Origin of the sequence: Paractinoplanes deccanensis (genome assembly GCF_016862115.1) — a bacterium.
Taxonomy (GTDB): Bacteria; Actinomycetota; Actinomycetes; order Mycobacteriales; family Micromonosporaceae; genus Actinoplanes; species Actinoplanes deccanensis.
Genome location: NZ_BOMI01000006.1, coordinates 1 through 22179 on the forward strand (window position 1 = coordinate 1; position 22179 = coordinate 22179).

General features: G+C 71.4%; 16 protein-coding genes. 7 read left to right on the forward strand and 9 right to left on the reverse strand.

Annotated elements, in window-relative coordinates; translation table 11 throughout:
• Window positions 1–263: 263 nt before the first annotated feature.
• Window positions 264–1247 carry an NADP-dependent oxidoreductase gene (locus Ade02nite_RS02150; protein WP_203759767.1) on the forward strand — a complete coding sequence of 328 codons (984 nt, stop codon included), beginning with the start codon at window positions 264–266 and terminating at the stop codon, window positions 1245–1247.
• A gap of 144 nt (window positions 1248–1391) precedes the next feature.
• Here the strand turns inward: Ade02nite_RS02150 and Ade02nite_RS02155 are convergent, their stop codons facing one another.
• The 5 genes from Ade02nite_RS02155 to Ade02nite_RS02175 form a co-directional block, all read right to left on the reverse strand.
• Window positions 1392–3335 (reverse strand): methyl-accepting chemotaxis protein, encoded by a 1944-nt coding sequence (locus Ade02nite_RS02155; protein WP_275409864.1) that lies wholly within the window; start codon window positions 3333–3335, stop codon window positions 1392–1394.
• Window positions 3336–3379: 44 nt separating this feature from the next.
• Window positions 3380–4900 carry a dolichyl-phosphate-mannose--protein mannosyltransferase gene (locus Ade02nite_RS02160; RefSeq protein WP_203759768.1) on the reverse strand — a complete coding sequence of 507 codons (1521 nt, stop codon included), beginning with the start codon at window positions 4898–4900 and terminating at the stop codon, window positions 3380–3382.
• Between the two features lie 50 nt (window positions 4901–4950).
• Window positions 4951–5769, reverse strand: coding sequence for a DUF6745 domain-containing protein (locus tag Ade02nite_RS02165; protein ID WP_239168459.1), 819 nt, complete (start codon window positions 5767–5769; stop codon window positions 4951–4953).
• Window positions 5770–5837: 68 nt separating this feature from the next.
• A complete protein-coding gene (locus tag Ade02nite_RS02170) occupies window positions 5838–6827 on the reverse strand; it encodes a TAXI family TRAP transporter solute-binding subunit (RefSeq protein ID WP_239168460.1) in 990 nt (329 codons plus the stop codon).
• Window positions 6828–6852: 25 nt separating this feature from the next.
• The gene (locus Ade02nite_RS02175) at window positions 6853–9087 is read right to left on the reverse strand and encodes a TRAP transporter permease (protein WP_239168461.1); all 2235 of its coding nucleotides are present in this window, start codon (window positions 9085–9087) and stop codon (window positions 6853–6855) included.
• A gap of 71 nt (window positions 9088–9158) precedes the next feature.
• Between Ade02nite_RS02175 and Ade02nite_RS02180 the strand changes: the two genes are divergently transcribed.
• The 4 genes from Ade02nite_RS02180 (at window position 9159) to Ade02nite_RS02195 (ending at window position 14861) form a co-directional block, all read left to right on the forward strand.
• Window positions 9159–9824 carry a dioxygenase family protein gene (locus Ade02nite_RS02180; RefSeq protein ID WP_203759770.1) on the forward strand — a complete coding sequence of 222 codons (666 nt, stop codon included), beginning with the start codon at window positions 9159–9161 and terminating at the stop codon, window positions 9822–9824.
• Between the two features lie 70 nt (window positions 9825–9894).
• Window positions 9895–11559 carry an AMP-binding protein gene (locus tag Ade02nite_RS02185; protein ID WP_203759771.1) on the forward strand — a complete coding sequence of 555 codons (1665 nt, stop codon included), beginning with the start codon at window positions 9895–9897 and terminating at the stop codon, window positions 11557–11559.
• Between the two features lie 267 nt (window positions 11560–11826).
• On the forward strand, window positions 11827–13254 hold the full coding sequence (locus tag Ade02nite_RS02190; protein ID WP_203759772.1) for an RNA-guided endonuclease InsQ/TnpB family protein: 1428 nt from the start codon (window positions 11827–11829) through the stop codon (window positions 13252–13254).
• A 23-nt stretch (window positions 13255–13277) separates the two neighbouring features.
• Complete coding sequence (locus tag Ade02nite_RS02195; protein ID WP_203759773.1) at window positions 13278–14861, forward strand: ArnT family glycosyltransferase; 1584 nt, start codon at window positions 13278–13280, stop codon at window positions 14859–14861.
• Here the strand turns inward: Ade02nite_RS02195 and Ade02nite_RS02200 are convergent.
• From Ade02nite_RS02200 to Ade02nite_RS02215, 4 genes are all read right to left on the reverse strand, one after another.
• On the reverse strand, window positions 14849–15562 hold the full coding sequence (locus tag Ade02nite_RS02200) for a TetR family transcriptional regulator (RefSeq protein WP_239168470.1): 714 nt from the start codon (window positions 15560–15562) through the stop codon (window positions 14849–14851). The two genes, Ade02nite_RS02195 and Ade02nite_RS02200, sit on opposite strands and share 13 nt — an antisense overlap.
• A gap of 2 nt (window positions 15563–15564) precedes the next feature.
• Window positions 15565–16395 (reverse strand): oxidoreductase, encoded by an 831-nt coding sequence (locus tag Ade02nite_RS02205; protein WP_203759774.1) that lies wholly within the window; start codon window positions 16393–16395, stop codon window positions 15565–15567.
• Window positions 16396–16479: 84 nt separating this feature from the next.
• Entirely contained in the window at window positions 16480–18051 is a 1572-nt protein-coding gene (locus Ade02nite_RS02210; RefSeq protein ID WP_203759775.1) for an AMP-binding protein, read from the reverse strand.
• Between the two features lie 81 nt (window positions 18052–18132).
• Window positions 18133–18420, reverse strand: a complete 288-nt coding sequence (locus Ade02nite_RS02215; RefSeq protein ID WP_203759776.1) for a hypothetical protein — start codon at window positions 18418–18420, stop codon at window positions 18133–18135.
• A 146-nt stretch (window positions 18421–18566) separates the two neighbouring features.
• Here Ade02nite_RS02215 and Ade02nite_RS02220 point away from each other — a divergent pair, with 146 nt between their 5' ends.
• Complete coding sequence (locus Ade02nite_RS02220; protein WP_239168462.1) at window positions 18567–19577, forward strand: zinc-dependent alcohol dehydrogenase; 1011 nt, start codon at window positions 18567–18569, stop codon at window positions 19575–19577.
• A 38-nt stretch (window positions 19578–19615) separates the two neighbouring features.
• Window positions 19616–21247 (forward strand): GMC oxidoreductase, encoded by a 1632-nt coding sequence (locus Ade02nite_RS02225; protein ID WP_203759777.1) that lies wholly within the window; start codon window positions 19616–19618, stop codon window positions 21245–21247.
• Window positions 21248–22179: the final 932 nt, after the last annotated feature.

Genomic DNA, 22179 nt, shown 5'->3' on the forward strand with positions numbered 1-22179 from the left:
GCGAGGGAGGTCAGGCGGTGAGAGCGAGGGAGGTGGGGGCGGCGAGAGCGTAGAAAGCCAGGCGGCGATAGCGCGCGATGCAAGCGCACTATCGCGACAACTCCGGCATACGGCGCCGCCTACTTGGTTTGCGTGCGGGCGGCCGGCGACGGTGGTTGACCTCAAGTGTGGTTCAAGGTGGACAGTGAGGGCCGGCCACGGGAGGAGTCGTTGTGCGAGCTGCCGCATTCACTGAGCCTGGACCACCGGAAGTGCTTCGGGAGATGGACGTGCCTACGCCCCACGCCGGGCCTGGGGAGGTGCGGGTGAGGGTTCGGGCGGCGGGAGTGCAGCCTTACGACTGTGCGGTGCGTGAGGGCTGGAACCCGCCCGGGGCGCCGCCCGGCTTTCCGCGCATCCCGGGGAACGAGTTCGCCGGGGTCATCGACGAGGTTGGTGGCGGCAGCAGTCCGGAGACAAGGCAGGCGGGGCGAAAGGCCGAGCTGGAGGCTCACCACGGACCGGAAGCGCACGGCGGATCGGAGGCGGACGGTGGTCCGGCAACACGAGGCGGACTGAAGGGGCACGACGGCCCGGGAACGCACGATGGGCCCTACCTCGGGCAGGAGGTGATCGGGTTCGGGATGTTGCGGGCCTACGCCGAATACATCGTTGTGCCGGCCGATCAAGTGGCTGCCAAGCCTGCCGCCATGTCGTGGGAGGTGGCGGGTGGGTTCAGTGCGGGGGCGCAGACCGCGCACATCGCTCTGACCGAGCTCGGCGTCGGCGAAGGGGACACGCTCCTGATTCACGGGGCGGCCGGCGCGGTGGGGACCGTGGCCGTGCAGCTGGCTGTCGCGTGGGGTGCCAGGGTCATCGGGACCGCGCGGCCGGAGAACCACGACTATCTGCGGTCGCTCGGGGCCGTCCCGATCGCGTACGGCGACGGGCTGGAGGAGCGCATCAGGAAGACGGCGGATCGGGTCGACGCGGCGCTCGACGGAGCCGGGGGTGAGGCGCTGGACGTGTCGCTGGCGTTCACCCGGAACGTGCTCACGCTGGTCGATCACGGGCGTGCGGCCGGGCTGGGGGTGCGGGTGACGCCGCCGTTGCGGTCGCGGGAGCGGCTTGCGGAGTTGGCGGGGATGTACGCCGATGGGCTGCTTCGCGTTCACGTGCGCGCCGCCTATCCGCTGGCCCGCGCCGCCGACGCGCACCGCGATGTCGGCTCCGGCCACGGCCGCGGAAAAGTGGTGCTGGTCGTCTGACCGCGGAAGCGGGGCGCCTGCGCCGGAGAGGGAAAGGGCTCAGAAGCGGGCGCCCACGCCAGAGACGGGAAGGCTCCGCGACAGAACGCCGCACCAACGACGGGAAGGCTCCGCGACAGAACGCCGCACCGACGACCGGAAGGGTCAGTAGCGGAACGCCCCCACCAAGGCTGTCAGGTCGTCGGCGAGTTGGGACAGGTTGGCGGCGGCCTGCTGGGTGGTGCCGGCGATGCCGGCCGTCGAGGAGGCGACGTCGGCGACGCCGGTGATGGTGTGGGCCACGTCGCCGCTGTTGGCCGCGGCGTCGCTGACCGTGCGGCTCATCTCGGCGGTGGTGGCGGTCTGCTCCTCGACGGCGGAGGCGATCGTCGTCGTGTACTCGCCGATCTGGTTGATCACCGCGGCGATCTCGCCGATCGCGGCGGCGGCTGAGGAGCTGGAGGTCTGGATCGCGCTGATCCGGGCGGTGATCTGCTCGGTGGCCTGGGCGGTCTGCTGCGCCAGCTCCTTCACCTCGCCGGCGACCACCGCGAAGCCCTTGCCCATCTCGCCGGCGCGGGCCGCCTCGATCGTGGCGTTGAGGGCCAGCAGGTTGGTCTGCTCGGCGATCGACGTGATCAGGCGGACCACCTCGGTGACCTCCGCGCTGGCCGCGCCGAGCTCGGCGACCTGGCTGTTCGTGCGTTCCGCGACCGACATCGCCTGGCCGGCGACCTCGGCGGCGCGGGTGGCGTTCGTGGAGATCTCGCCGATCGAGGCGGTCATCTGCTCGGCGCCGGCCGCGATCGACTGGACGCCCGAGTTGACCTGTTCGCTGGCCGAGCGGGCCGAGACCGCCCGGTCGGAGGCGTCCGCCGCGCCGGACTGGAGCTGGGCGCTGACCTGGTTGAGCTCCTGGGCCGCGGAGGTCAGCTTGCCCGTCGACTCGGCGATGCCGCGGATCGTCACCGCGACCTTTTCGACGAAGCGGTTGAAGGCACCCGCGAGCTGGCCGGCCTCGTCGTCGCGGGTCACCGTCACCCGCTGGGTCAGGTCGCCGTCGCCGTCGGCGATCTCGGCCATGCGGTCGCGCAGCTTCTCGATGGGCCGCACGATCGTCCGGGCCAGGTAGAGCGCCGCGCCGCCCGCGACCAGCACGGCGATCAGCGCCAGCAGGATGCTGATCTGGCGGGTGGTGTTCGCCGCGGCGAGGATCGTGCCGGTGGGCACCGAGACCACCAGCGTCCAGGTGTCGCTCTCGCCCAGCCGCACGGGGGCGGCGGTCCACAGCGTCTCCTCGCCGCTGTCGGTGACCTGCTGGGTGGTGTCGCCGGCCTGCACGGCCTTCGCGGCCAGCGCCGCGATGTCGTCGGGCGCCGCCTGACCGGCCGCGCCGGCGTCGCCGCCCGCGACCAGCGCGCCGGCCGTGCTGACGAGCATGGCACCGCCCGTGCCGAAGGGCTTGATCTGACCGACCAGGTCTTGCAGGGTGGCCAGCGACATGTCGATGCCGGAGACGCCGACGACCGAGCCGTCGCGCTTGATCGGCACGGAGACCGAGGTGATCAGGGTGTCGACGCCGCCGACCTCGTACACGTACGGCTCGATGATCTTTTCGGCGCCGGTGGTCTTGGGGATCTGGTAGTAGTCGCCGGCGCCGCTCTTGTCGTAGTCGACCAGCGGCGCGAGGGCGATCGTGCTGCCGTCGCGGTACCAGTACGGGATGAACCGGCCGGTGGCGTCGTCGCCCGCCCCGGCGTTGCGGTAGCGGCTGTCGCGCCCGTCGAAGGCGTTCGGCTCCCAGGCCGTCCAGACGCCGAGGTAGTCCTCGTGGCCGGCCAGCACCGACCGCAGCTGCGCGTTGGCGATGGTGCGGCTCGTCGTCGCCGGCAGTGTCTGCCCCAGGTCGCGTGCCGTGCCGAGCCCGCCCAGCACGGCCTGCTGCACCTCGGCGGCGTTGCGCTGGGCCACCTCTTCCGCGTACGCGAATCCCGTGTCCCGTGCGTCGCCGGCGTTGCGGTTCGTGATGTACCAGACCACCACGAGCATCGAGATCGCCAGCATCAGGACCATCGACACGATGATTCTCAGCTTGATCGTGAGCGACACTCTTGGAGGCTCCCACGCCGGGGAGGCGGTTTTCGGGACATTGCTCAGATCCAGCGGCCGCCCAGCCACATTCGCTGCGACCAGCTCTCGTACGGGATCGACTGGCCCACGAAGATCGGATAGAAGTACGCGAAGCAGAGCGCGACCAGCACCACGTATGTCGCCGCGACGACCGCGCCGACCAACTGTCTGTCTTTACGCGCCGGGCCGGTGGCCGTGCCCTCCGGCGGCGTCATGATGGCGCCGAGCGCGTAGACCACGGCCAGCACGAGGAACGGCACCGCCGGCAGCGCGTAGAACGAGAACATCGTGCGCCCGTCCATGATCGCGTAGTAGAACCAGGGGAGGAGGCCGGCGGCCGCGCCCGTGCCGATGGCCCAGGCGCGCCAGTCGCGGCGGGCGATGCCGAACCACACCAGGGCGGCCAGCGCGGGCAGGAACGACCACCACAGCACCGGGGTGCCGAGCAGCAGGATCTGGCGCACGCAGCTCGGTGCGCCGCAGCCGCTCGCGCTGGGCCAGTAGAAGTTGACCGGCCGCCCGATCAGCAGCCACTGCCAGGGCCACGACTGATAGGGGTGCTTCGACGTCAGGCCACTGTGGAACTTGTACGCCTCGGAGTGGTAGTGCCACAGGTTCATCAGCGCGCCGATGACCGGCGGCTCGCTCAGCGCGTTGGCCTCGCGGTAGTGGCGGAAGTAGCCGGTGTCGGTGACGAACCAGCCCGTCCAGGTGGCCAGGTAGATCACGAGCGCCACGGCCAGGGCGCCGACGAGCCAGCCGAGGTCGCCGGCGATGCCCGAGCGCAGCGGCGCGCTCACCCCGGCCGAGCGGCGCGCCTGCACCCGCCAGACGAGCGCCAGCGCGGCGAAGAACGGGGCGAAGAACAGGGCACTCCACTTCACCCCGCAGGCCAGCCCCAGGCACACGCCGGCGACGAGCAGCCACCCCGGCACCCGCGGCGGGGTGGCGCCGGTCTCGAGCGACCGCAGCCAGCCGCGCCGGTAATGATCGCGGTCGATCACGACGGCGGCGAACGACATGAGGATGAACAGGCCCAGGAAGATGTCGAGCAGCGAGATGCGCGAGAGGACCAGCTGGAACCCGTCGAGCGCCAGCAGCAGGCCGGCCGCGCCGGCGAGCACGGCCGAATGGAACAGCCTGTATGCCACGCGGATGAGCACCAGCACCATCAGCGTGCCGGCGATCGCCGTGGGCACGCGCCAGCCCAGCTCGGTGTTGCCGAAGACCAGCTCGCCGAGGCCGATGAGCCACTTGCCGAGCGGCGGATGCACCACGTACGCCGGGCCGTTGGTCTTTTCGTCCCATTCGACGCCGTGCTGGAGCATGTCCCAGGCGTCGGTCGGGTAGTAGACCTCGTCGAAGACATAGCCCTTGGCGCTGCCCAGGCCGTAGAGCCGCAGGATCGCCGCGATCGCCACGACGACGCCGGTCACGATCCAGGAGTGCGGGGAGAGCCAGTTGTCGAGATGGCTCAACCGGCGCCGCACGATGTCGGGCACAGCGCGAAGAACCGTGGGTTCCGGGGCCAGCGTCGTCGTCACCCCGCGATCGTAGGGCCGGGCACCGACAAATCGATGCCCGGCTAATCAAACTATGAGACGGCCGAGGTCACGGACCACCCGTCGCGATACTCGACGCGGTCCAGCCGGCGTTCCTCGTGCCAAGATCCAGGCACGGGCGAGGTGTGTACGGCCGCGGGCCGCTCCACGATCACACAGCGGCCGTCACCGGGCCACCACCAGCCGGACGACCGGGCGAGCGTCTCCCACGCCGCCAGCTCGCGGTCCGCGCGGGCGGGGGCCGGCCCGAGCCGGCGGAGCACGTCGGCGTACGCGATCCACCAGGCGTCCTGCTGCCCGTACCAGCCGACCGGCGGCCGCCCGAGCGCCGAGCGCACCGGCAGGTAGAGCCCCGAGAACGTCCGGAACAGCGCCTCGCGTACGCCCTGGGTCAGGATCTGTTTGAACGGCAGGCCCAGCTCGAGCCCGCGCTCGGGCGGCAGCACGGGCCAGGGCTCGCCCTTCTTCCGCTTCGGCAGGGGACGGTCCGAGGGCGGCTCGGCGTACGACTCCTCCACAGTGGAACGCAGGAACGAGAGGCCCGCTGCGATGTCGCTCGCGATCGGCGGACGGCCCGGCGGGCGCCGCGACGCCACCCAGGCGCGCAGATCCTCGTGCGAGGGCAGGCCATGCAGGTACGGGAGAGCCGCACGCGGCGAGTCGACCCAGACGAACTCGGGGCGGCGGTGCAGGATCGAGGCGATCGCCTCTTCGGTGGCCCGGCGGTCGGCGGGCTCGGTGCAGAGCCCGACGCCCAGCCATTCTCGGCGGATGTCGACCGCCTGCTGCCAGAGGTCATTACGGAGCGCGGCGTCCCGCCGCGCGAGCGCGATCACAGCGCGAGGGCGCACGCGCCCTTCCGGGAGAAGATCATCATGTCCGCCATGATGATCCTCCCCCGGGCGGAACGCCAACCGAATTACCGGGGAGCGCCCAGATCGTCGAGGCCCTTGACGGCGCCGCGCTGGAGCGGCACGGGATCGGTCTTGCGGGCCTGATCGAGGCTGATCTCCTTGGCGGCCGCGTTCGCCTGCTCCAGCTGCGGCTTGCGGTCGAAGATCGTCTTGGTGAGCACGCACGCCACGTTCGGGTCGAGGTCGTCGCGGACCAGCAGGACGTTGGGAACGACCACGGTGGGCGCGTCGGCGGGGAGCTTGTAGGTGGCGGCCGGGATCGTGCCGGCCTCGTACACCGGATTGATCTTTTGAAGCTCGGGCAGCAGCGGCGTGACGTCGAGGAACTCGACCTGGTCGCCGGAGGTGGTGAGCAGGTCGGTGATGCCGGGCGTGGGCAGGCCGCCCGACCAGAAGAGCGCGTCGATCGAGCCGTCCTTCATGCCGTCCACGGTCTTGGTGAGGTCGAGCTTCTGGGCGCTGACGTCCTTGGCGGGATCGAGGCCGGCGGCGGTGAGCATGCGGTTGGCGATGACCTCGGTGCCGGACTTGGGCGAGCCGGTGGAGACGCGCTTGCCCTTCATGCCGGCGACGTCCTTGATGCCGGCGGACTTGCGGGCGATCACCTGCGTGTAGTTGGTGTGGATGCGGGCCAGGGCAGCGACGGGCTGCTTGCTGTCGAAGGAGCCGGTGCCGTTGACGGCGTCGGCGGCGGTGTCGGCCAGCGAGAAGGCGACGGCGTACTGCCCGGCGACGACCTGCTGGATGTTCTGCACGGAGGCGCCGGTCTCGGAGGCGGTGGCCTTGAGCTTGCCGCCGGTGGCGTTGATCTGTTCGGCGTACGCGTTGCCGAGCGCGAAGTAGACGCCGGTCGCGTTGCCGGTCGCGATGCCGACGCGGGTCTCCTTGTCGACGGCGCAGGTGACGTCGCCGCCGGCGTCGGTGGAGGCCGTGTCCTGCCGGCCGCCGCAGGCAGACACCGAGCCGGCGACCGACGCGGCGACCACTGCGGCCATCAGAAATCCGAAATTTCGCTTCATATCAGCCCCGTTCGTCTGGAGTGGAGGAGGAAGGTGGCGTGGAAGGGATGGGTGCCGGCGCAGCACCGGGGGTGGTCGCGGAGGAGGAGGGCGAGGAAGGAATCGGCGTGGAAGCGGGCGCGGTGGCCGGCTCGGAAGCGGGCGCGGGCTCGGAGGCCGGCGCGACCGACGCAGGCGTGGGCTCTGACAGGACCGGCGCGGGCGGCGCGGGTGTGGGCTCTGACAGGACCGGCGCGGGCGGCGCGGGTGTGGGCTCGGGAGGCGGTGTGGAGCGGCGCCGGTCGAGGGCGGACCACAGGACGGCGGCGGCGAGGAGGGCGGCGCCGGCGGCGATGGTGGGCGGCTCGAGGTAGAGCAGGAGGAGGCCGGCGAGGGCGGCGAGCACGCGCGGGCCCGTACCGGCCGGGCCGATGCCGAGGACCCAGCCGCCGCTCGCCACGGCCAGGGCGGCCACGGCGAGCATCGCGACCGCCGTGGCCCAGGCGACCTCGGTGAAGGAGCCGCGCGCGAGCAGGTAGGAGCCGGCGGGGGTGAGCACGAAGGCGATCGGGGCGAGGAAGGCGGGAAGCGCGTACTTCAGCGCCTGCCACATCGTGGCGATCGTGCGGCCGCCGGTGATGGCGCTCGCGCCCACCGCGGCCAGGGCGGTCGGGGGTGTCACCTCGGAGAGCACCGAGTAGTAGAAGACGAACATCGCGGCGGCGGGGGCCGGGACGCCGAGGGCGAGCAGCGCCGGGCCGATGATGACCCAGCCGATGATGAAGCTGGCGGTGACCGGGACGGCCAGGCCGAGCAGGGCCAGGGCCACCGCGGCCAGCACGACCGTCATGGCCAGCACGGCGGTCGGGTCGGAGAAGACGGCCTGCGCGCCGCGCACCAGCAGGGAGGCGAGCTGGGCGCCGAGGCCGGTCTTCGTGGTCGTCGCGGTGATGATGCCCGCGGCCGCGCAGACCGCCACCACCGGGAGGACGCCGCGCACGCCCGCGCTCAGCGCCTCGAAGACCCGCCGCGGGGTGAGCCACGAACGCCGGTCGAGGAACGACAGCAGGAACGCCACCAGGGTCGCGTAGACGACCGCGCGGGTGGCGCTCTCCCCCAGCGCCAGCAGCACGACGATGAGCACCAGCGACGAGAAGTGGTATCCGAAGCGGCCCAGCAGCCGCAGCGAGCTCACCGGCGGCGTCCGCAGGGACCGGACCCGGAACCGGCGCACGTCGATCTCGACGGCCAGCAGGATGCCCAGGTAGTAGAGGACCGTCGGGATCATCGCCCAGCCGAGGACGGTCAGGTAGGAGACGTCGAGGTACTCGGCGACGATGAACGCGGCCGCGCCGAGGGTGGGCGGCGACAGGATCGCGCCGACGCCGGCCGCGGCGAGCATGCCGCCCGCCTGCTCCGCGGGGTAGCCGGCCCGCCGCAGCATCGGCCAGGTGACCGCGCCGACGCTGACGGCTGTGGCCGTACCGGATCCGGAGACCGTGCCGAGCAGGAAGCCGGCGGCGACGGCCGTGCGGCCGGCGGCGCTGCGGGAACGGCGGAAGGCCGCGACGGAGAGGTCGACGAAGAACCGGCTGGCGCCGCTGAGGTCGAGGACCGCGCCGTAGATGGTGAAGAGCACGATGTACGTCGCGGCGACGTCGAGCGGGGTGCCGTAGAACCCGCTGCCCGAGTTGTAGAGGGCGTCGACGATCTGGGCGAAGTCGAGCCCGGCGTGGGCGATCGGCCAGCTCTGCGGCAGGAGCCCGCCGTAGTAGGCGTACGCCAGGAAGGCGAGACAGACGACGGGCAGCGCCCATCCGGTGGTGCGGCGGCACGCCTCGACGACCAGGACCAGCATGATCGCGCCGAACACGACGTCGACCGGGTCGAGCAGGCCCTGCCGGTTGAGGAAGGCGTCGTAGCCGCCGTCGAACGGGTTCAGCGGATAGAGGCAGACGATCAGCGCGACGACGGCCAGGATCCAGTCGAGCACCGTCGGCCGCGCCGACGCGGCACGGCCGCGGGAGAACCCCGACTTGTACGCCAGGAACACCAGCGGCAGCGTGCCCGCCAGGAAGATGATCAGGTAGTACTGGCTGCCGCGCGCGAGCGGCCGGAAGACCTGCCAGAGGACGAGCACCGCGACCGCGAACGCGACGACGGAGACGGCGAGACCGATGCGCCCGGTCAACCGGCGGGCGGGCAACTCCTCGTCGTCGTAGACGACCTCCGGACGTAAAGATCGATCTCCGCCCATGAAACGGACAGTAACCGACTCGCACCCGCCGGGGAACCCGTCCCGCAACCGTTCCCCGGTGCGATGGACCCATGACGGTTCAGGTGGAGACCCGGCAGCACGACGGCGGCCTCGCGATCGACTTCCCGACGCTGCGCCGGCGCCGGATGATGGGCCTGGTCAACGGCGTGACCGTGGCCGCGCTGACCGGCACCGGCCCCGACCCGCTCACCCGCAGCGGCATCGTGCGCGGCGACATCCGCTGGAGCTTCGGCACGGCCCACGGCATCGCCCGGGGCGTCCCGCTGACGATCCGGCTGCGGCTGATCAGCGCCAACTCCGGGCGGCCGCTCACCGGGCACGCCGTCTACCTGTGGCACGGCGACCGGGACGGCGCCTACTCGCTCTATTCGCCGGGCGTCGCCGGGCAGAACTACCTGCGCGGCGTCCAGGCCGCCGACGAGACCGGCTGGGCGACCTTCACCAGCATCTTCCCCGGCGCGTACCGGCAGCACTGGCCCCACCTGCACTTCGAGGTGCACCCAGGCCTCGGCGTGGCGGGCCCGCTGCTGCGCGGCCAGATCGCGCTGCCGGGCGACGCCTGCGCGCAGGTCTACACCACCAAGGGGTACGAGGCCAGCCGCGACCGCCTGCACGGCGCCGACCCGGCCGGCAGCGACCCGCACGCGCTCGCCATGGCCTCCGTCACGGGTGATCTTGAACGCGGCTTCACGGCGACCCGCACGATCAACATCTGAGCAGCATCTGGCAACGCGGCCCGAAGCGGGGAAAACTCAGCGGGCAGGCACGCGAGCGCGGAGGCTACAGATGGCGACGTTTCGTCAGACACGGGATTTCCTGCTGGCCCACTCGGACGACTACGACGCCGCGGTGGCCGGCTTCGCGTGGCCCGAGCTCGGCGAGTTCAACTGGGCGCTCGACTGGTTCGACGTGATCGCCCGCGACAACGACGCGCCCGCGCTGTGGATCGTCGAGGAGGACGGCTCCGAGCAGAGGTTCTCGTTCGCCGAGATGTCCCGCCGGTCGGACCGGGTGGCGTCGTGGTTGCGCGCCCAGGGCGTACGCCGTGGCGACCGCGTCGTGCTCATGCTCGGCAACCAGGTCGAGCTGTGGGACACCATCCTCGCCGTGATGAAGCTCGGCGCCGTGCTAATCCCCGCCACTCCCCTGCTGGGCCCGGCCGACGCCGCCGGACGGGTGGCCCGCGGCGGCGCCCGGCACGTGATCACCAGCTCGGCGGCCACCGCGAAGTTCGCCGCGGCCGGACCCGGCATCACCCGGATCGCGGTCGGCCCGCCGGTCGAGGGCTGGCTCGACTTCCACGACGCCTTCGCGGGCGACGCCTCCTTCACGCCCGACGGTGTGACCCGCGCCGACGACACGCTGCTGCTCTACTTCACCTCGGGCACCACCGCGAGCCCCAAGCTGGTCGAGCACACCCACGCGTCGTACCCCGTCGGCCACCTCTCGACCATGTACTGGATCGGGCTGCGGCCGGGCGACGTGCACCTCAACATCTCGTCGCCGGGCTGGGCCAAGCACGCGTGGAGCAACGTCTTCGCCCCGTGGAACGCGCAGGCGTGCGTCTTCATCTACAACTACACGCGCTTCGACGCCGGCCGGCTGATGGCCGAGATGCAGCGCTGCGGTGTGACCAGCTTCTGCGCCCCGCCGACCGTGTGGCGCATGCTCATCCAGAGCGACCTCTCCCAGCTGAGCACCCCGCCGCGCCTCGTGGTCGGCGCCGGCGAGCCGCTCAACCCGGAGGTCATCGACCAGGTCCGCAAGGCGTGGGGCGTGACGATCCGCGACGGGTTCGGCCAGACCGAGACGAGCGTGCAGATCGCCAACACGCCCGGCCAGCCGGTCAAGCCCGGCTCCATGGGCCGCCCGGTGCCCGGCTTCCGCATCGAGCTGATCGACCCGACCACCGGCGCCCCCGCCACCGAGGGCGAGATCTGCGTGGCCCTCGACCCGCGCCCGGTGGGCCTGATGGTCGGCTACCACGGCGACGAGGCGCTGACCGCCGAGCGCATGGCCGGCGGCTACTACCACACCGGCGACGTGGCCTCCCGCGACGAGGACGGCTACATCACGTACGTGGGCCGCACCGACGACGTCTTCAAGGCCTCCGACTACCGCATCTCGCCGTTCGAGCTGGAGAGCATCCTCCTCGAGCACGAGGCCGTGGTCGAGGCGGCGGTCGTCCCCTCCCCGGACCCGGTCCGGCTGGCTGTCCCCAAGGCCTACGTCGTGCTCGCCGAGGGCTGGGCGCCCGACGCCACCACGGCCGGCGCCATCTTCGCCCACGCCAAGGAGCACATGCCCCCGTACGCCCGCATCCGCCGCCTGGAGTTCACCGACCTCCCCAAGACCATCTCCGGCAAGATCCGCCGAGTCGAGCTGCGCGCCGCCGAGCTGGACAAGCGCGCCACACCCGGCACCATCCCCCCGGGCGAGTTCACCGGCTAGTCAATATGAAGGGGCCGGCTCCACGTCTCATTCCTCCGTGAGGTGAGCTCGTCGGTCATCCACGCTGGGCGGCGATCCAGTGGAGTTGGGTCAGATGAGCGGTCGATTGGCTGGTTAGTGGAAGGGCTCACCCACGATCACGGAGCAAGACATACCAGCACATCCATCCTCACCGCCGCGGACTGGTCAACGGGTCGCTTCACATGATGCGGTGTCTGCGCGCGTTCGCCAATTGCGCACCGGGATAGTCGCTGGTACATATGTCTCATGCCTAGACGTCGCGGTACCGGCGCCGGCCCGGTCGTGCACCGCACCGCGCGGATCGGGCTACGGCCGACCCGCGCGCAGCGGCAGCGCTGTTTCGGCCTGCTGCGTGCGGCCGGTGACGTGTGGGCTTGTGCGCTGGAGGTCAACGCCTGGCGGTGGCGCCGCCGGGATGCCCCGGCGGCCAGCTATCAAGAATTGTGCCAGTTGCTGGCCGAGGCAGGTCCGGGCACGTTCAGCGAGTTGGACAGCACGGGAGCCCGGTCGGTGCTGCGCCGCTATTCGGACGCCTGGTTCTCGGCAGCGGCCCGCCGCAAAGCCGGCCACGCCGACGTGCGGTTCCCGCGGCGGCGGCGGGCGTTGATGCCGGTGCGCTGGTATCACGGCACTTTCACCCTCGCCGGCCGATCGTTACGGCTGCCGACCGCGCGGGGCTGCCCGCCGTTGCTGGTACGCCTGGATCGGCCGGTGCCGTATCCGGCCGAAACGGTGCGGTCGGTGACCTTGCTGTTTACCGACGGCCGGCTATGGATCGATGCCACCGCGGAACTACCCGTGACCGTCCACCCGACCGACCAGCGGCCCGACCCGCAGAGGATGGCCGGAGTCGATCTGGGCATCATCCACCCGTTCGCGGTGGCTGGCAGCGACGGGACCAGTGTGCTGGTGTCCGGGCGGGCCATCCGTGCCGAGCACCGGATGCATCTGGCCGACACGAAAGCCCGCCGCCGCGCCACTGCCGCCCGTGCCCCGAAGAGAGGTCAGCGGGGATCGCGGCGGTGGCGCAAGACTCGCCGCCGAGCCCGGCTGATCGAGGGGCGGCACCGCCGCCGAGTCCGGCAGGCGCTGCACGAGGCGGCGAAAATCGTGGTCGATTGGGCGATCGAGCATCGGGTCGGCACGCTGACGGTGGGGGACCCGCGCGGTGTCCTTGACAAGCCGGCCGGGCGGCGGCACAACCTGCGGCTACGCCAGTGGCAGATTGGGCGCACCCTCCGCATCCTGCGGGACAAGGCCGTCTTGGCCGGCATCCGCGTGCATCTGGTCGACGAACGTGGCACCTCCTCGACGTGCCCCGCCTGCCGCAAGAGGATCACCAAACCACGCGGCAGAATGATGTCCTGCCGCCACTGTCAGTTCGCCGGGCATCGCGATCTTGCCGCGGCGTTCACCCTCGCCACCCGTACCCCGGGCGGCGCGCCCACCACCTGCACCCCGATAACAGAGCAGGTGGTCACGCATCGTCGAGCCGGACGGCACCTGCCCGGTGCCGATCCGGCACGGCGTGACCCCCGCCGCCGACCACCGGCAGGCGGAGGGTCCGTTGGCCGGCGGAGGCCCGCCCCACCACCTGTGGTGGGGAGTCGCTCGCCCACATCGAGGGGCGAGGATCGACAACGAGGGCTGGGACCACCCGGCCCGCGTTCGTAGAATCCGCACAGTAGATTGGCGCGATGCTGCGACGGCGCCTGCTCTATCCCGTGGTGGTGGCGCTGTTGCTGGGGCAGATGGCGTTCGCCATGGTGACCACGGCGGTGCGGCAGTCGCCGACCATCGACGAGCCGGTGTACGTGGGCACGGCGGTCGTCTACGCGCAGCAGCACAGCCTGCGCTACAACCCGGAGCATCCGCCGCTGGCCAAGCTGGTCATGGCGGTGGGGCTGGCCTTCGAGGACGCCAAGCTCGACCCGGCGTACCGGGGGAACCAGTCGCTGCTGGGGCGGCATCTGCTCTACGAGTCGGGCAACAACCCCTATCGGCTGATGCTGGCGGCCCGGCTGCCGATCATCGTGCTCACGCTGCTGTTCGGGCTCGTGGTGCTCTTCTTCGCGCGGGACCTGGCCGGGCCGTGGGCCGGTCTGGTGGCGCTGGCCCTCTACGCCTTCTCGCCCGACGTGATCGCGCACGGGTCGCTCGCCACGCTGGACGTGCCGGCGGCCGGGCTGGTGCTGACCACGTTCTGGCTGCTGTGGCGGGGGCGGGACAGGCCACGGCTCTCCCTTCCGCTCGCCGGGGTGGCGCTGGGTGCGGCTCTCGCGACGCGGGCGAGCACGCTTCCCGCCGTACCGCTGGCTCTGCTGCTGGTCTTTGCCTTTTGTCGGGCGAAGTGGACCTGGCGGGACGTCGGCCTGCGGCTCGCCGCGGCCGTGGGAGTCGGGCTGATCGCGGTGGCGGCGGTGTGGGCGGTCTATCTGGCCGTCGATCCGCGGCTGCGGTGGACGACGCCGGCCGGGCTGGCGCCTCCGGGCGGGCTGCGCGGGCTCGCCGTCGACCTGCTGCCGTTCCCCCGGGCGTACCGCGACGGGGTGCTGATGCAGTTCACGTTCGAGTCGCAGACGTTCAACGGGTTCCTGCTCGGCGAGGCGTACCGGGGATCGCGCTGGTACTACCTGCCCGTCGCGCTGCTGATCAAGACGCCGCTGGGTATGCTCGCGCTCTGGCTCGCCGGCACGGTGACGATGCTGGTCAAGAAGTGGGTCGCCGGCCTCTACACGCTGCTGCCGGCCGGCGTGCTGATGCTGGTGGCGATGACCGGCGCGCGCGACTACGGCACCCGCTACGTGATCGCCATGCCGATGTTCCTGGCGGTGGTCGCGGGCACGGTCGTGCTGATCCGGTGGCGGTGGGCGTGGATCCCCACCGCCACGCTGGTCGCCTTCGTCGCGGTCAGCTCCCTGCGGACGTTCCCCTATTACCTGCCCTATTCCAACGAGGCGTTCGGCGGTACGGCGAACACGCACACCAACCTGCACGACTCCAACGTCGACTGGGGCCAGGACCTGCCCCGGCTCGCCGAGACCCTGAAGCGCGACCATCCCGGCGAGCGGGTCTGGCTCGTCTACAAGGGCAGCGGCGTGCCGTCGTACTACGGCATCAAGGCCGCCAACCCGCTGGCCGTCCCGCTCGACCAGGTGCACGGCATCGTCGTCGTCTCGGACTCCCGCGTGGCCCTGGCCCGGGACAACCTGAGACGACTGATCGACTCGAGCACCCCGATCGGCCAGGTCGGCCACTCGATGACCATCTATCGCCGCTGAGGCCGTCCCGCCGGGTCGAGCTCTCGTCGCTGAGGCCGTCCTGCCGGGTCGAGGGTGAGCAGGCCGGCGACTGTGACGGTCAGCGACCGGCCCAGGCGTTCGGCGAAGTCGACGCGGGAGCCGGCGAGGCGCGGGTCCTCGGTGGCCTCGACCACCGAGGGCGACGGGTTGGCGAACGGCCACAGCCCGGCCAGCAGCAGGATGGTCATCGCCACGAGCTCCCGCGAGGACTGCTCGGTGAGCTCCGGGATCCGCTCGCGCAGCAGGGCGGCCAGCGACGCCTGATGGTCGCCGTGCGCGAGCTTGAAGTCGCGGACGGCCTCGGCGGGGATGTTGCGCTCCAGCTCGGTGCCGAGCGAGCTCCACAGGTCGCACATGCGGGGGCGGCTCGCCAGCGACGACGCCAGCGCCCGCATGATCTCGGCCGGTGGGCCGGCGGCCGGCAGCTCCCGCGGCAGCGCCGTGAGCCAGTCGCCGATCGTGCGGTTGAGCAGGGCGAAGAAGACCGCCTCGCGGGTCTCGAAATAGCGCACGACGTTCGTCTTGGACAGCCCGACCCGGCGGGCCAGCTCGCGGAGGCTGATGTCGCTCACCGGCATCTCGGTGAGCAGCTGCTCGGCCACTTCGAGGATGGCCCGCCGCCGGGCCTCGCGCTGCTCGGGGCTGCGAGCCCGCTGGAACTGCTGGTCGTCCACCCGCATGGTCACTCCGTGTAGCTTACGGACTCGCTCACCGCCCGCCACTGGGCGTCCGTGGCGGCGAGGCTCTCGGCCTTGGCCTGGGCGACGGCCACGGCGTCGGCACCGAGCAGCAGGTGCAGCGGCGGCTCGGGGTGGTTCGCGACGTCGATCAGGACCTGGGAGATCCGGGCCGGGTCGCCGGGCTGGTTGCCGTTGTGCTCGCCGAAGCGGCGTACGGCGGGCTCGATGACCGGCTTGTAGGGGTCGCTGATCGCCCACGTGCCCATCGAGTCGCCGGCCCAGTCGGTGCGCATGCCGCCCGGCTCGGCCACGGTGACCCGGATGCCGAAGGACTCGACCTCCTTGGCGAGCACCTCGGAGAAGCCGCCCACGGCCCACTTGGCGGACTGGTAGCCGCCGAGGCCGATGCTGGCGACCCGGCCGCCGACCGAGGAGATCTGGATGATGTGGCCGCCGCCCTGCGCGCGCATCACCGGCAGCGCGGCGCGGGTGACGTTGACGACGCCGAAGAAGTTCGCCTCGATCTGCCGGCGGAAGACGTCCTCGGGCATGTCCTCGATCGAGGCGACGTCCGCGTACCCGGCGTTGTTGACGAGCACGTCGAGCCGGCCGAACGCGTCGACCGCCGTGGCGACGGCCGCCCGGGCCGCGTCGGCGTCGGTCACGTCCAGGGCGATGACGCGCACGCGGTCCCCGTACGTCTCGGCGAGGTCCTTGATCTGCTCCGGGCGCCGCGCGGTCGCGACGACCCGGTCGCCGTGCTCCAGCACCGACGTCGCCAGCTGACGGCCCAGGCCGCGGGACGAACCAGTGATCAGCCAAACCTTGCTCATTGCCGGCTCCTTAAGAGGCCAGTGGAATCTTGTACGTCCACCATAACGGGCCACTGGCCTCTTATATGCCCGACGTGCCGCGCGTCACGAGAGCCCGAGGATGCCCACCGCCTTCTCGCGCATCTCGACCTTGCGGACCTTGCCGGTGACGGTCATCGGGAAGCCGTCCACCACGTGCACATAGCGCGGGATCTTGTAGTGGCTGAGCTTGCCGGCGCAGAAGGCCCGGACATCGTCGGCGGTCAGCGGCACCGCCTCGGGCCGCATCACCACCCAGGCCATCAGCTCCTCGCCGTACTTGGCGTCGGGCACACCGATCACCTGCACGTCCGCGATGTCCGGATGGGTGTGGAGGAACTCCTCGACCTCGCGCGGGTAGACGTTCTCGCCGCCGCGGATGACCAGGTCCTTGATGCGCCCGACGATGTTCAGGTAGCCGTCGGCGTCCATCGTCGCCAGGTCGCCGGTGTGCATCCAGCGAGCCGCGTCGACAGCCTCGGCCGTCGCCTCCGCCTTGTCCCAATAGCCGAGCATCACCGAGTAGCCGCGAGTGCACAGCTCCCCCGGCTCGCCGCGCGGCACCGCCAGGCCGGTCGCGGGGTCGACGACCTTGGATTCCAGGTGCGGCATGACGCGGCCGACGGTCTCGGTGCGCCGGGCCAAGGTGTCGTCGGGGCGGGTCATGGTGGAGACCGGCGACGTCTCGGTCATGCCGTAGCAGATGGCCACCTCGGCCATGTTCATCTCGGCGACGACGCGCTTCATCACCTCCACCGGGCACGGCGAGCCGGCCATGATGCCGGTACGCAGCGAGCTCAGGTCGTACGAGCCGAAGTCGGCCAGGCCCAGCTCGGCGATGAACATGGTCGGCACGCCGTACAGGGACGTGATCCGCTCCTGGGCGACGGACCGCAACGTGGCGGCGGGGTCGAAGCCAGGCGCGGGCAGCACGACGCAGGCCCCGTGCGAGGTGGCGGCGAGGTTGCCCATCACCATGCCGAAGCAGTGGTAGAGCGGGACGGGCAGGCAGACGCGATCGTGCTCGGTGTAGTTGATCAGCTCGCCGACGAAGTAGCCGTTGTTGAGGATGTTGTGGTGCGAGAGGGTCGCGCCCTTGGGGAAGCCCGTGGTGCCCGACGTGTACTGGATGTTGATCGGGTCGTCGAACGACAGGTCGGCCGTGATCGGCTCGCCGTCCTCGAACATCTCGGAGATCTGCGGAAGGTAGACGACGTCGGTGAAGCCGATCTCCTCGATCATCGCCCGGTAGTCGCTCGTCTTGAACGCGGTCGCGCTGATCAGCAGGCGCATGCCGGACTGGTCGACGACATAGCGCAGTTCGTGCGTACGGTACGCGGGGTTGACGTTGACCAGGATCGCGCCGATCTTCGCGGTCGCGTACTGCGTGATCACCCACTCGCCGCAGTTGGGCGCCCAGATCCCGACCCGGTCACCCTTGCCGATCCCGCGTGTGCGGAGGCCGCGGGCCAGCCGGTCCACGTCGTCGTTCAGCTCCGCGTACGTCCAGCGGCGGCCCGCCGCCACGTCCACCAGCGCCTCCCGCTCGCCGAAGCGGGACACCGTCCGTTCGAGGTTCTCACCGATCGTCTCGCCGAGCAGGGGCAGATCCGAGGTTCCCGAGGCATACGACAGCATGGCCGCAGCATGAACCGCCGCCGCGCCCGGCGCCAGGGGCCCGCCGGCCCGGAGCGATCCGGGCCGGCGGGTGCTTCGGGCTCAGTGCTTCTTGATCCACGCCTTCTGGTGGTTGTTGGTCTTGCTGGAGCACTTGGCGTAGTTGCCGCCGAGCAGGGTGGCCGTCACGACGTCCACGTTGACCTGGCAGACCTGGGCCGCCTGGAGCACCGACACGTTCTGGAGCAGGTAGTACTCGTTACCCGAGGCGATCTCGGTCACCGTGACGTCGACGTTGCCGATGTTGACGGTGGCCTGGGCCGGGGCGGCGAGGCCCAGCACCGCGACGGCACCGGCGGCGGCAAAGGCAAAAGCAGAGCGAATCCGCATGAGTGTCCTTTCTCGACAGCGGGCGCGATGCCCGCTCGGCGATATATGTCCAGAAAGGGGTGGTTCGCGGAAGTGTCACCGCCGCGCGGTTCTAAAGGTCAGACCAGAGCTGCCCTCTCCCGGGGTACAACGCTTAAGGTCACCACATGATGCAGCGTGTGATCGTCTCCGGCGACGGAGTCACGGTGGTCTCTGCCGAGGTGCCCACGCCCGGAGCCGGCGAGGTGCTGGTGCGGACGGCGGTGGCCGGCATCTGCGGCTCGGACACGCACGCACTGCACGGACGGCACCCCTTCATCACCCTGCCGTACGCGCCGGGGCACGAGGTCTCCGGCACGATCACGTCGCTCGGGCCCGGCGTCACCGGCTTCGAGGCCGGTCAGCGCGTCACGGTCGAGCCGTTCCTGCCCTGCTGGGAGTGCAAGCAGTGCCTCGCCGGCCGGCAGAACATCTGCGAGCGGCTGCGGTTCTTCGGCTGCGCGCACGACCAGGGCGGCATGGCCGACTACTTCACGATCGACCAGCGCCGGCTGCACGTGATCCCCGACGAGCTCGACTGGACCACGGCCGCCTTCATCGAGCCGCTGGGCACGCCGGTGCACGCGATCGGGCTCGCCGGCGGCGTCGCCGGCAAGACCGTGGCCATCCTCGGCGCCGGCCCGATCGGCCTGCTCACTCTCCTGGTCGCCCAGGTGTACGGGGCGAAGCGCGTCGTCATGACCGCGCGCTCGGCGGCGAACCGCGCGCGAGCCCTGTCGTTCGGCGCCGCGGCGGCCGTCGACGCGACGGCGGCCGACGCGGCCGATCAGGTGCGCGCCGCCCTGGGCGAGAGCGCGGACGTCGTCTTCGACTGCGTCGCCTCGCAGAGCACGACCTCGCAGGCGCTCGCCATGGCCGCCAAGGGCGGCACGGTCGTCGTGGTCGGCGTGCCGGCCGCCGGCGTGTCGATCCCGCTGCCACTCGTGCAGGACAGTCAGCTGCGCATTCAGGGCAGCGCCACCTACCTGCCCGCCGACTTCGCCGAGGCGATCCGGCTGCTGGTCACCGGCCAGGTCGACGTGTCCCGGCTGGTGACCGCGACCCACCCGCTGGCCGACGCGGCATCGGCGTTCGACGATGCCGCTTCCGGCAGCCATCTGAAGGTTTTACTGGTCTGAGGTCTGGTGGTTACCGGCGGGTAATGCAAAAGTGAGGCGTGGCTGATTACGACGTCGTGATCGTGGGCAGCGGCTTCGGCGGCAGCGTGAGCGCGCTCCGCCTCGCCGAGAAGGGCTACAAGGTCGGCGTGCTCGAGGCGGGCCGGCGCTTCACCCCGCAGACGCTCCCGTCGAGCTCGTGGGACCTGCGCAACTTCCTCTGGGCGCCGAAGCTGGGGCTGCGCGGCATCCAGCGGATCACCCTGCTCAAGGACATCGTGGTGCTGTCGGCGGCCGGGGTCGGCGGCGGCTCCCTGGTGTACGCGAACACGCTGTACCGTCCGCCCGCCACGTTCTTCGACGACCCGCGCTGGTCGGGCATCACCGACTGGGCGGCCGAGCTGGCGCCCTACTACGACCAGGCGTCCCGGATGCTCGGGGTCACCGAACAGCCGGCGATGACACCGTCCGACGTGGTGATCCGCGACGTGGCGGAGGAGATGGGCGTCGGCCACACGTTCCGGCGCACCCCCGTGGGCGTCTTCTTCGGCGAAGCCGGAAAGCGGGTGCCGGACCCCTTCTTCGGCGGCGCCGGCCCCGACCGGACGGGCTGCACCCAATGCGGCAACTGCATGATCGGCTGCAAGGTGGGCGCGAAGAACCGGCTCGACGTCAACTACCTGTACCTGGCGGAACGCGCCGGGGTGGCGGTGCACCCGCTGACGACGGTGACCGCGCTGCGCCCCATCGCCTCCGGCTGGGCGGTGGTCACCACCCGGGGCGTCTTCACGGCCCGCGAAGTGATCCTCGCGGCCGGCGCGCTGGGCACCCAGTCGCTGCTGCACGCCATGCGCGACAAGGGCGTGCTGCCGAAACTGTCGCCCCAGCTGGGCGCGCTGACCCGCACGAACTCGGAGGCGCTGCTCGGCGCGCAGGCGGGATCGGTGCCGGCGGAGCCGTTCTCGACGGGCGTGGCGATCACGTCGTCGTTCCACCCCGACGCGACCACCCACATCGAGCCGGTGCGCTACGGCCCCGGCAGCAACGCGATGGGCCTGCTCTCCACGCTGCTGGTCGACGGCGGCGGCCGGCTGCCCCGCCCGGTGCGCTTCCTCGGCGAGGCGCTGCGCCACCCGTACGTCCTGATGCGCTCCCTGTCGGTGCGCCGCTGGAGCGAACGAACCATCATCGCCCTGGTCATGCAGACCGCCGACAACTCCCTGACGGTCCGCCGCACCCGCCGGGGCCGCCTGACCACGGGCCCCGGCCACGGAGCCCCCAACCCGACCTGGATCCCCATCGGCCACGAGGCGGTGCGCCGCATAGCCACCCGCATCGGCGGCTTCCCCGGAGGCACGGTGGGCGACATCTTCAACATCCCCATGACGGCCCACATCCTCGGCGGCGCCACCATAGGCGAGACCCCGTCCTCCGGCGTCGTGGACGCATACCACCGAGTCTTCGGCTACCCGGGCCTGCACATCATCGACGGCTCGGCGGTGCCCGCCAACCTCGGCGTGAACCCGTCCCTCACCATCACGGCAATGGCGGAGCGGGCGACAGCCTTGTGGCCCAACAAGAACGAGCCGGACAAGCGCCCGCCCCAGGGCGAGGGTTATCTGCGCCTGGCGCCGATCCCGCCCCAGTCCCCGGCGGTCCCGGCGCACGCGCCGGCGGCCCTGCGCCTCTGATACCGCGCCCGGTGCCGGGACTTCACGCTGTGCCGTCAGCTCGCGCCCCTTCGGCCGACGCGGTCCACCGGTTGGGTGGCGTGCTTGGCGCCTGTACCGGCGCGCCGCGTCCCTTGGCCGGCGCCCGGCCTCGGATCGCGCCCCTCAGCGCGCCTGCCTTTGGACCGCATCCCTGAGCGGCGCCTGCCTTTGGACCGCATCCCTGAGCGGCGCCCGCTTTTGGGACCGCACCTCCCGCTTCGACCGCACGCCGCAACCGTGGATGGCGCCCGCCTTCTGGACCGCACGCCGCAACCTCTGGCCGCCGCCCGCCTCTGGACCGCACGCCGCAACCCCTGGCCGCCGCCCGCCTTCTGGACCGCACGCCGCACCCCCTGGCCCGGATTGCCGCACCCTTCACCGCGTGGCCGTCGCCCTTGAACCGTGCGACGTCACGCCCCAGGGCACACCCGACGCTTGCACCGTCACGCGACGGACGCTGCGCCCCGCATCCCCCGCGGCGACGCACCTTCAGCGCGCGTGATGTCACGCCCGGCCGCGCCCGACATCACACGGCCATAATCCAGACGCATTCCCCCGGCGTTGCCGAGCACCGAAGAGCAACCGGCCGTCCCCACTCTTCTCAGCGGCGTGAGACAAAGCCGGCGCGTCGTATTGATAGGAGCGGCTCCCGACCGCTGCCAACACGATAGACCGTCCGCTGGTCGCCCATGAGTTATCCACAATCCCGGCTTTCCACAGGCCTACTGCACGATCTTTCCCATTCGCGGGAAAATGGCATCGGGCGGCTCCCCCTGGGTGGGCGGGCTCCGTGGGTGGGCGGGCTCCGCGGGCGGGCAGGCTCCGCGGGCGGGCAGGCTCCGCGGGCGGGCAGGCTCCGCGGGCGGGCAGGCTCGGCGGGCGGGCGAGGGCCCCGCGGCCGGGCGCTCCAC

Coding starts and splice junctions, on each gene's coding strand:
- Ade02nite_RS02170 (WP_239168460.1), bottom strand. CDS start 6,827: ATGGCCGCAGTGGTCGCCGCGTCGGTCGCCGGCTCGGTGTCTGCCTGC.
- Ade02nite_RS02210 (WP_203759775.1), bottom strand. CDS start 18,051: ATGCTGTCGTATGCCTCGGGAACCTCGGATCTGCCCCTGCTCGGCGAG.
- Ade02nite_RS02175 (WP_239168461.1), bottom strand. CDS start 9,087: ATGGGCGGAGATCGATCTTTACGTCCGGAGGTCGTCTACGACGACGAG.
- Ade02nite_RS02190 (WP_203759772.1), top strand. CDS start 11,827: ATGCCTAGACGTCGCGGTACCGGCGCCGGCCCGGTCGTGCACCGCACC.
- Ade02nite_RS02180 (WP_203759770.1), top strand. CDS start 9,159: ATGACGGTTCAGGTGGAGACCCGGCAGCACGACGGCGGCCTCGCGATC.
- Ade02nite_RS02185 (WP_203759771.1), top strand. CDS start 9,895: ATGGCGACGTTTCGTCAGACACGGGATTTCCTGCTGGCCCACTCGGAC.
- Ade02nite_RS02150 (WP_203759767.1), top strand. CDS start 264: ATGGACGTGCCTACGCCCCACGCCGGGCCTGGGGAGGTGCGGGTGAGG.
- Ade02nite_RS02220 (WP_239168462.1), top strand. CDS start 18,567: ATGATGCAGCGTGTGATCGTCTCCGGCGACGGAGTCACGGTGGTCTCT.
- Ade02nite_RS02215 (WP_203759776.1), bottom strand. CDS start 18,420: ATGCGGATTCGCTCTGCTTTTGCCTTTGCCGCCGCCGGTGCCGTCGCG.
- Ade02nite_RS02200 (WP_239168470.1), bottom strand. CDS start 15,562: ATGCGGGTGGACGACCAGCAGTTCCAGCGGGCTCGCAGCCCCGAGCAG.
- Ade02nite_RS02205 (WP_203759774.1), bottom strand. CDS start 16,395: ATGAGCAAGGTTTGGCTGATCACTGGTTCGTCCCGCGGCCTGGGCCGT.
- Ade02nite_RS02195 (WP_203759773.1), top strand. CDS start 13,278: ATGCTGCGACGGCGCCTGCTCTATCCCGTGGTGGTGGCGCTGTTGCTG.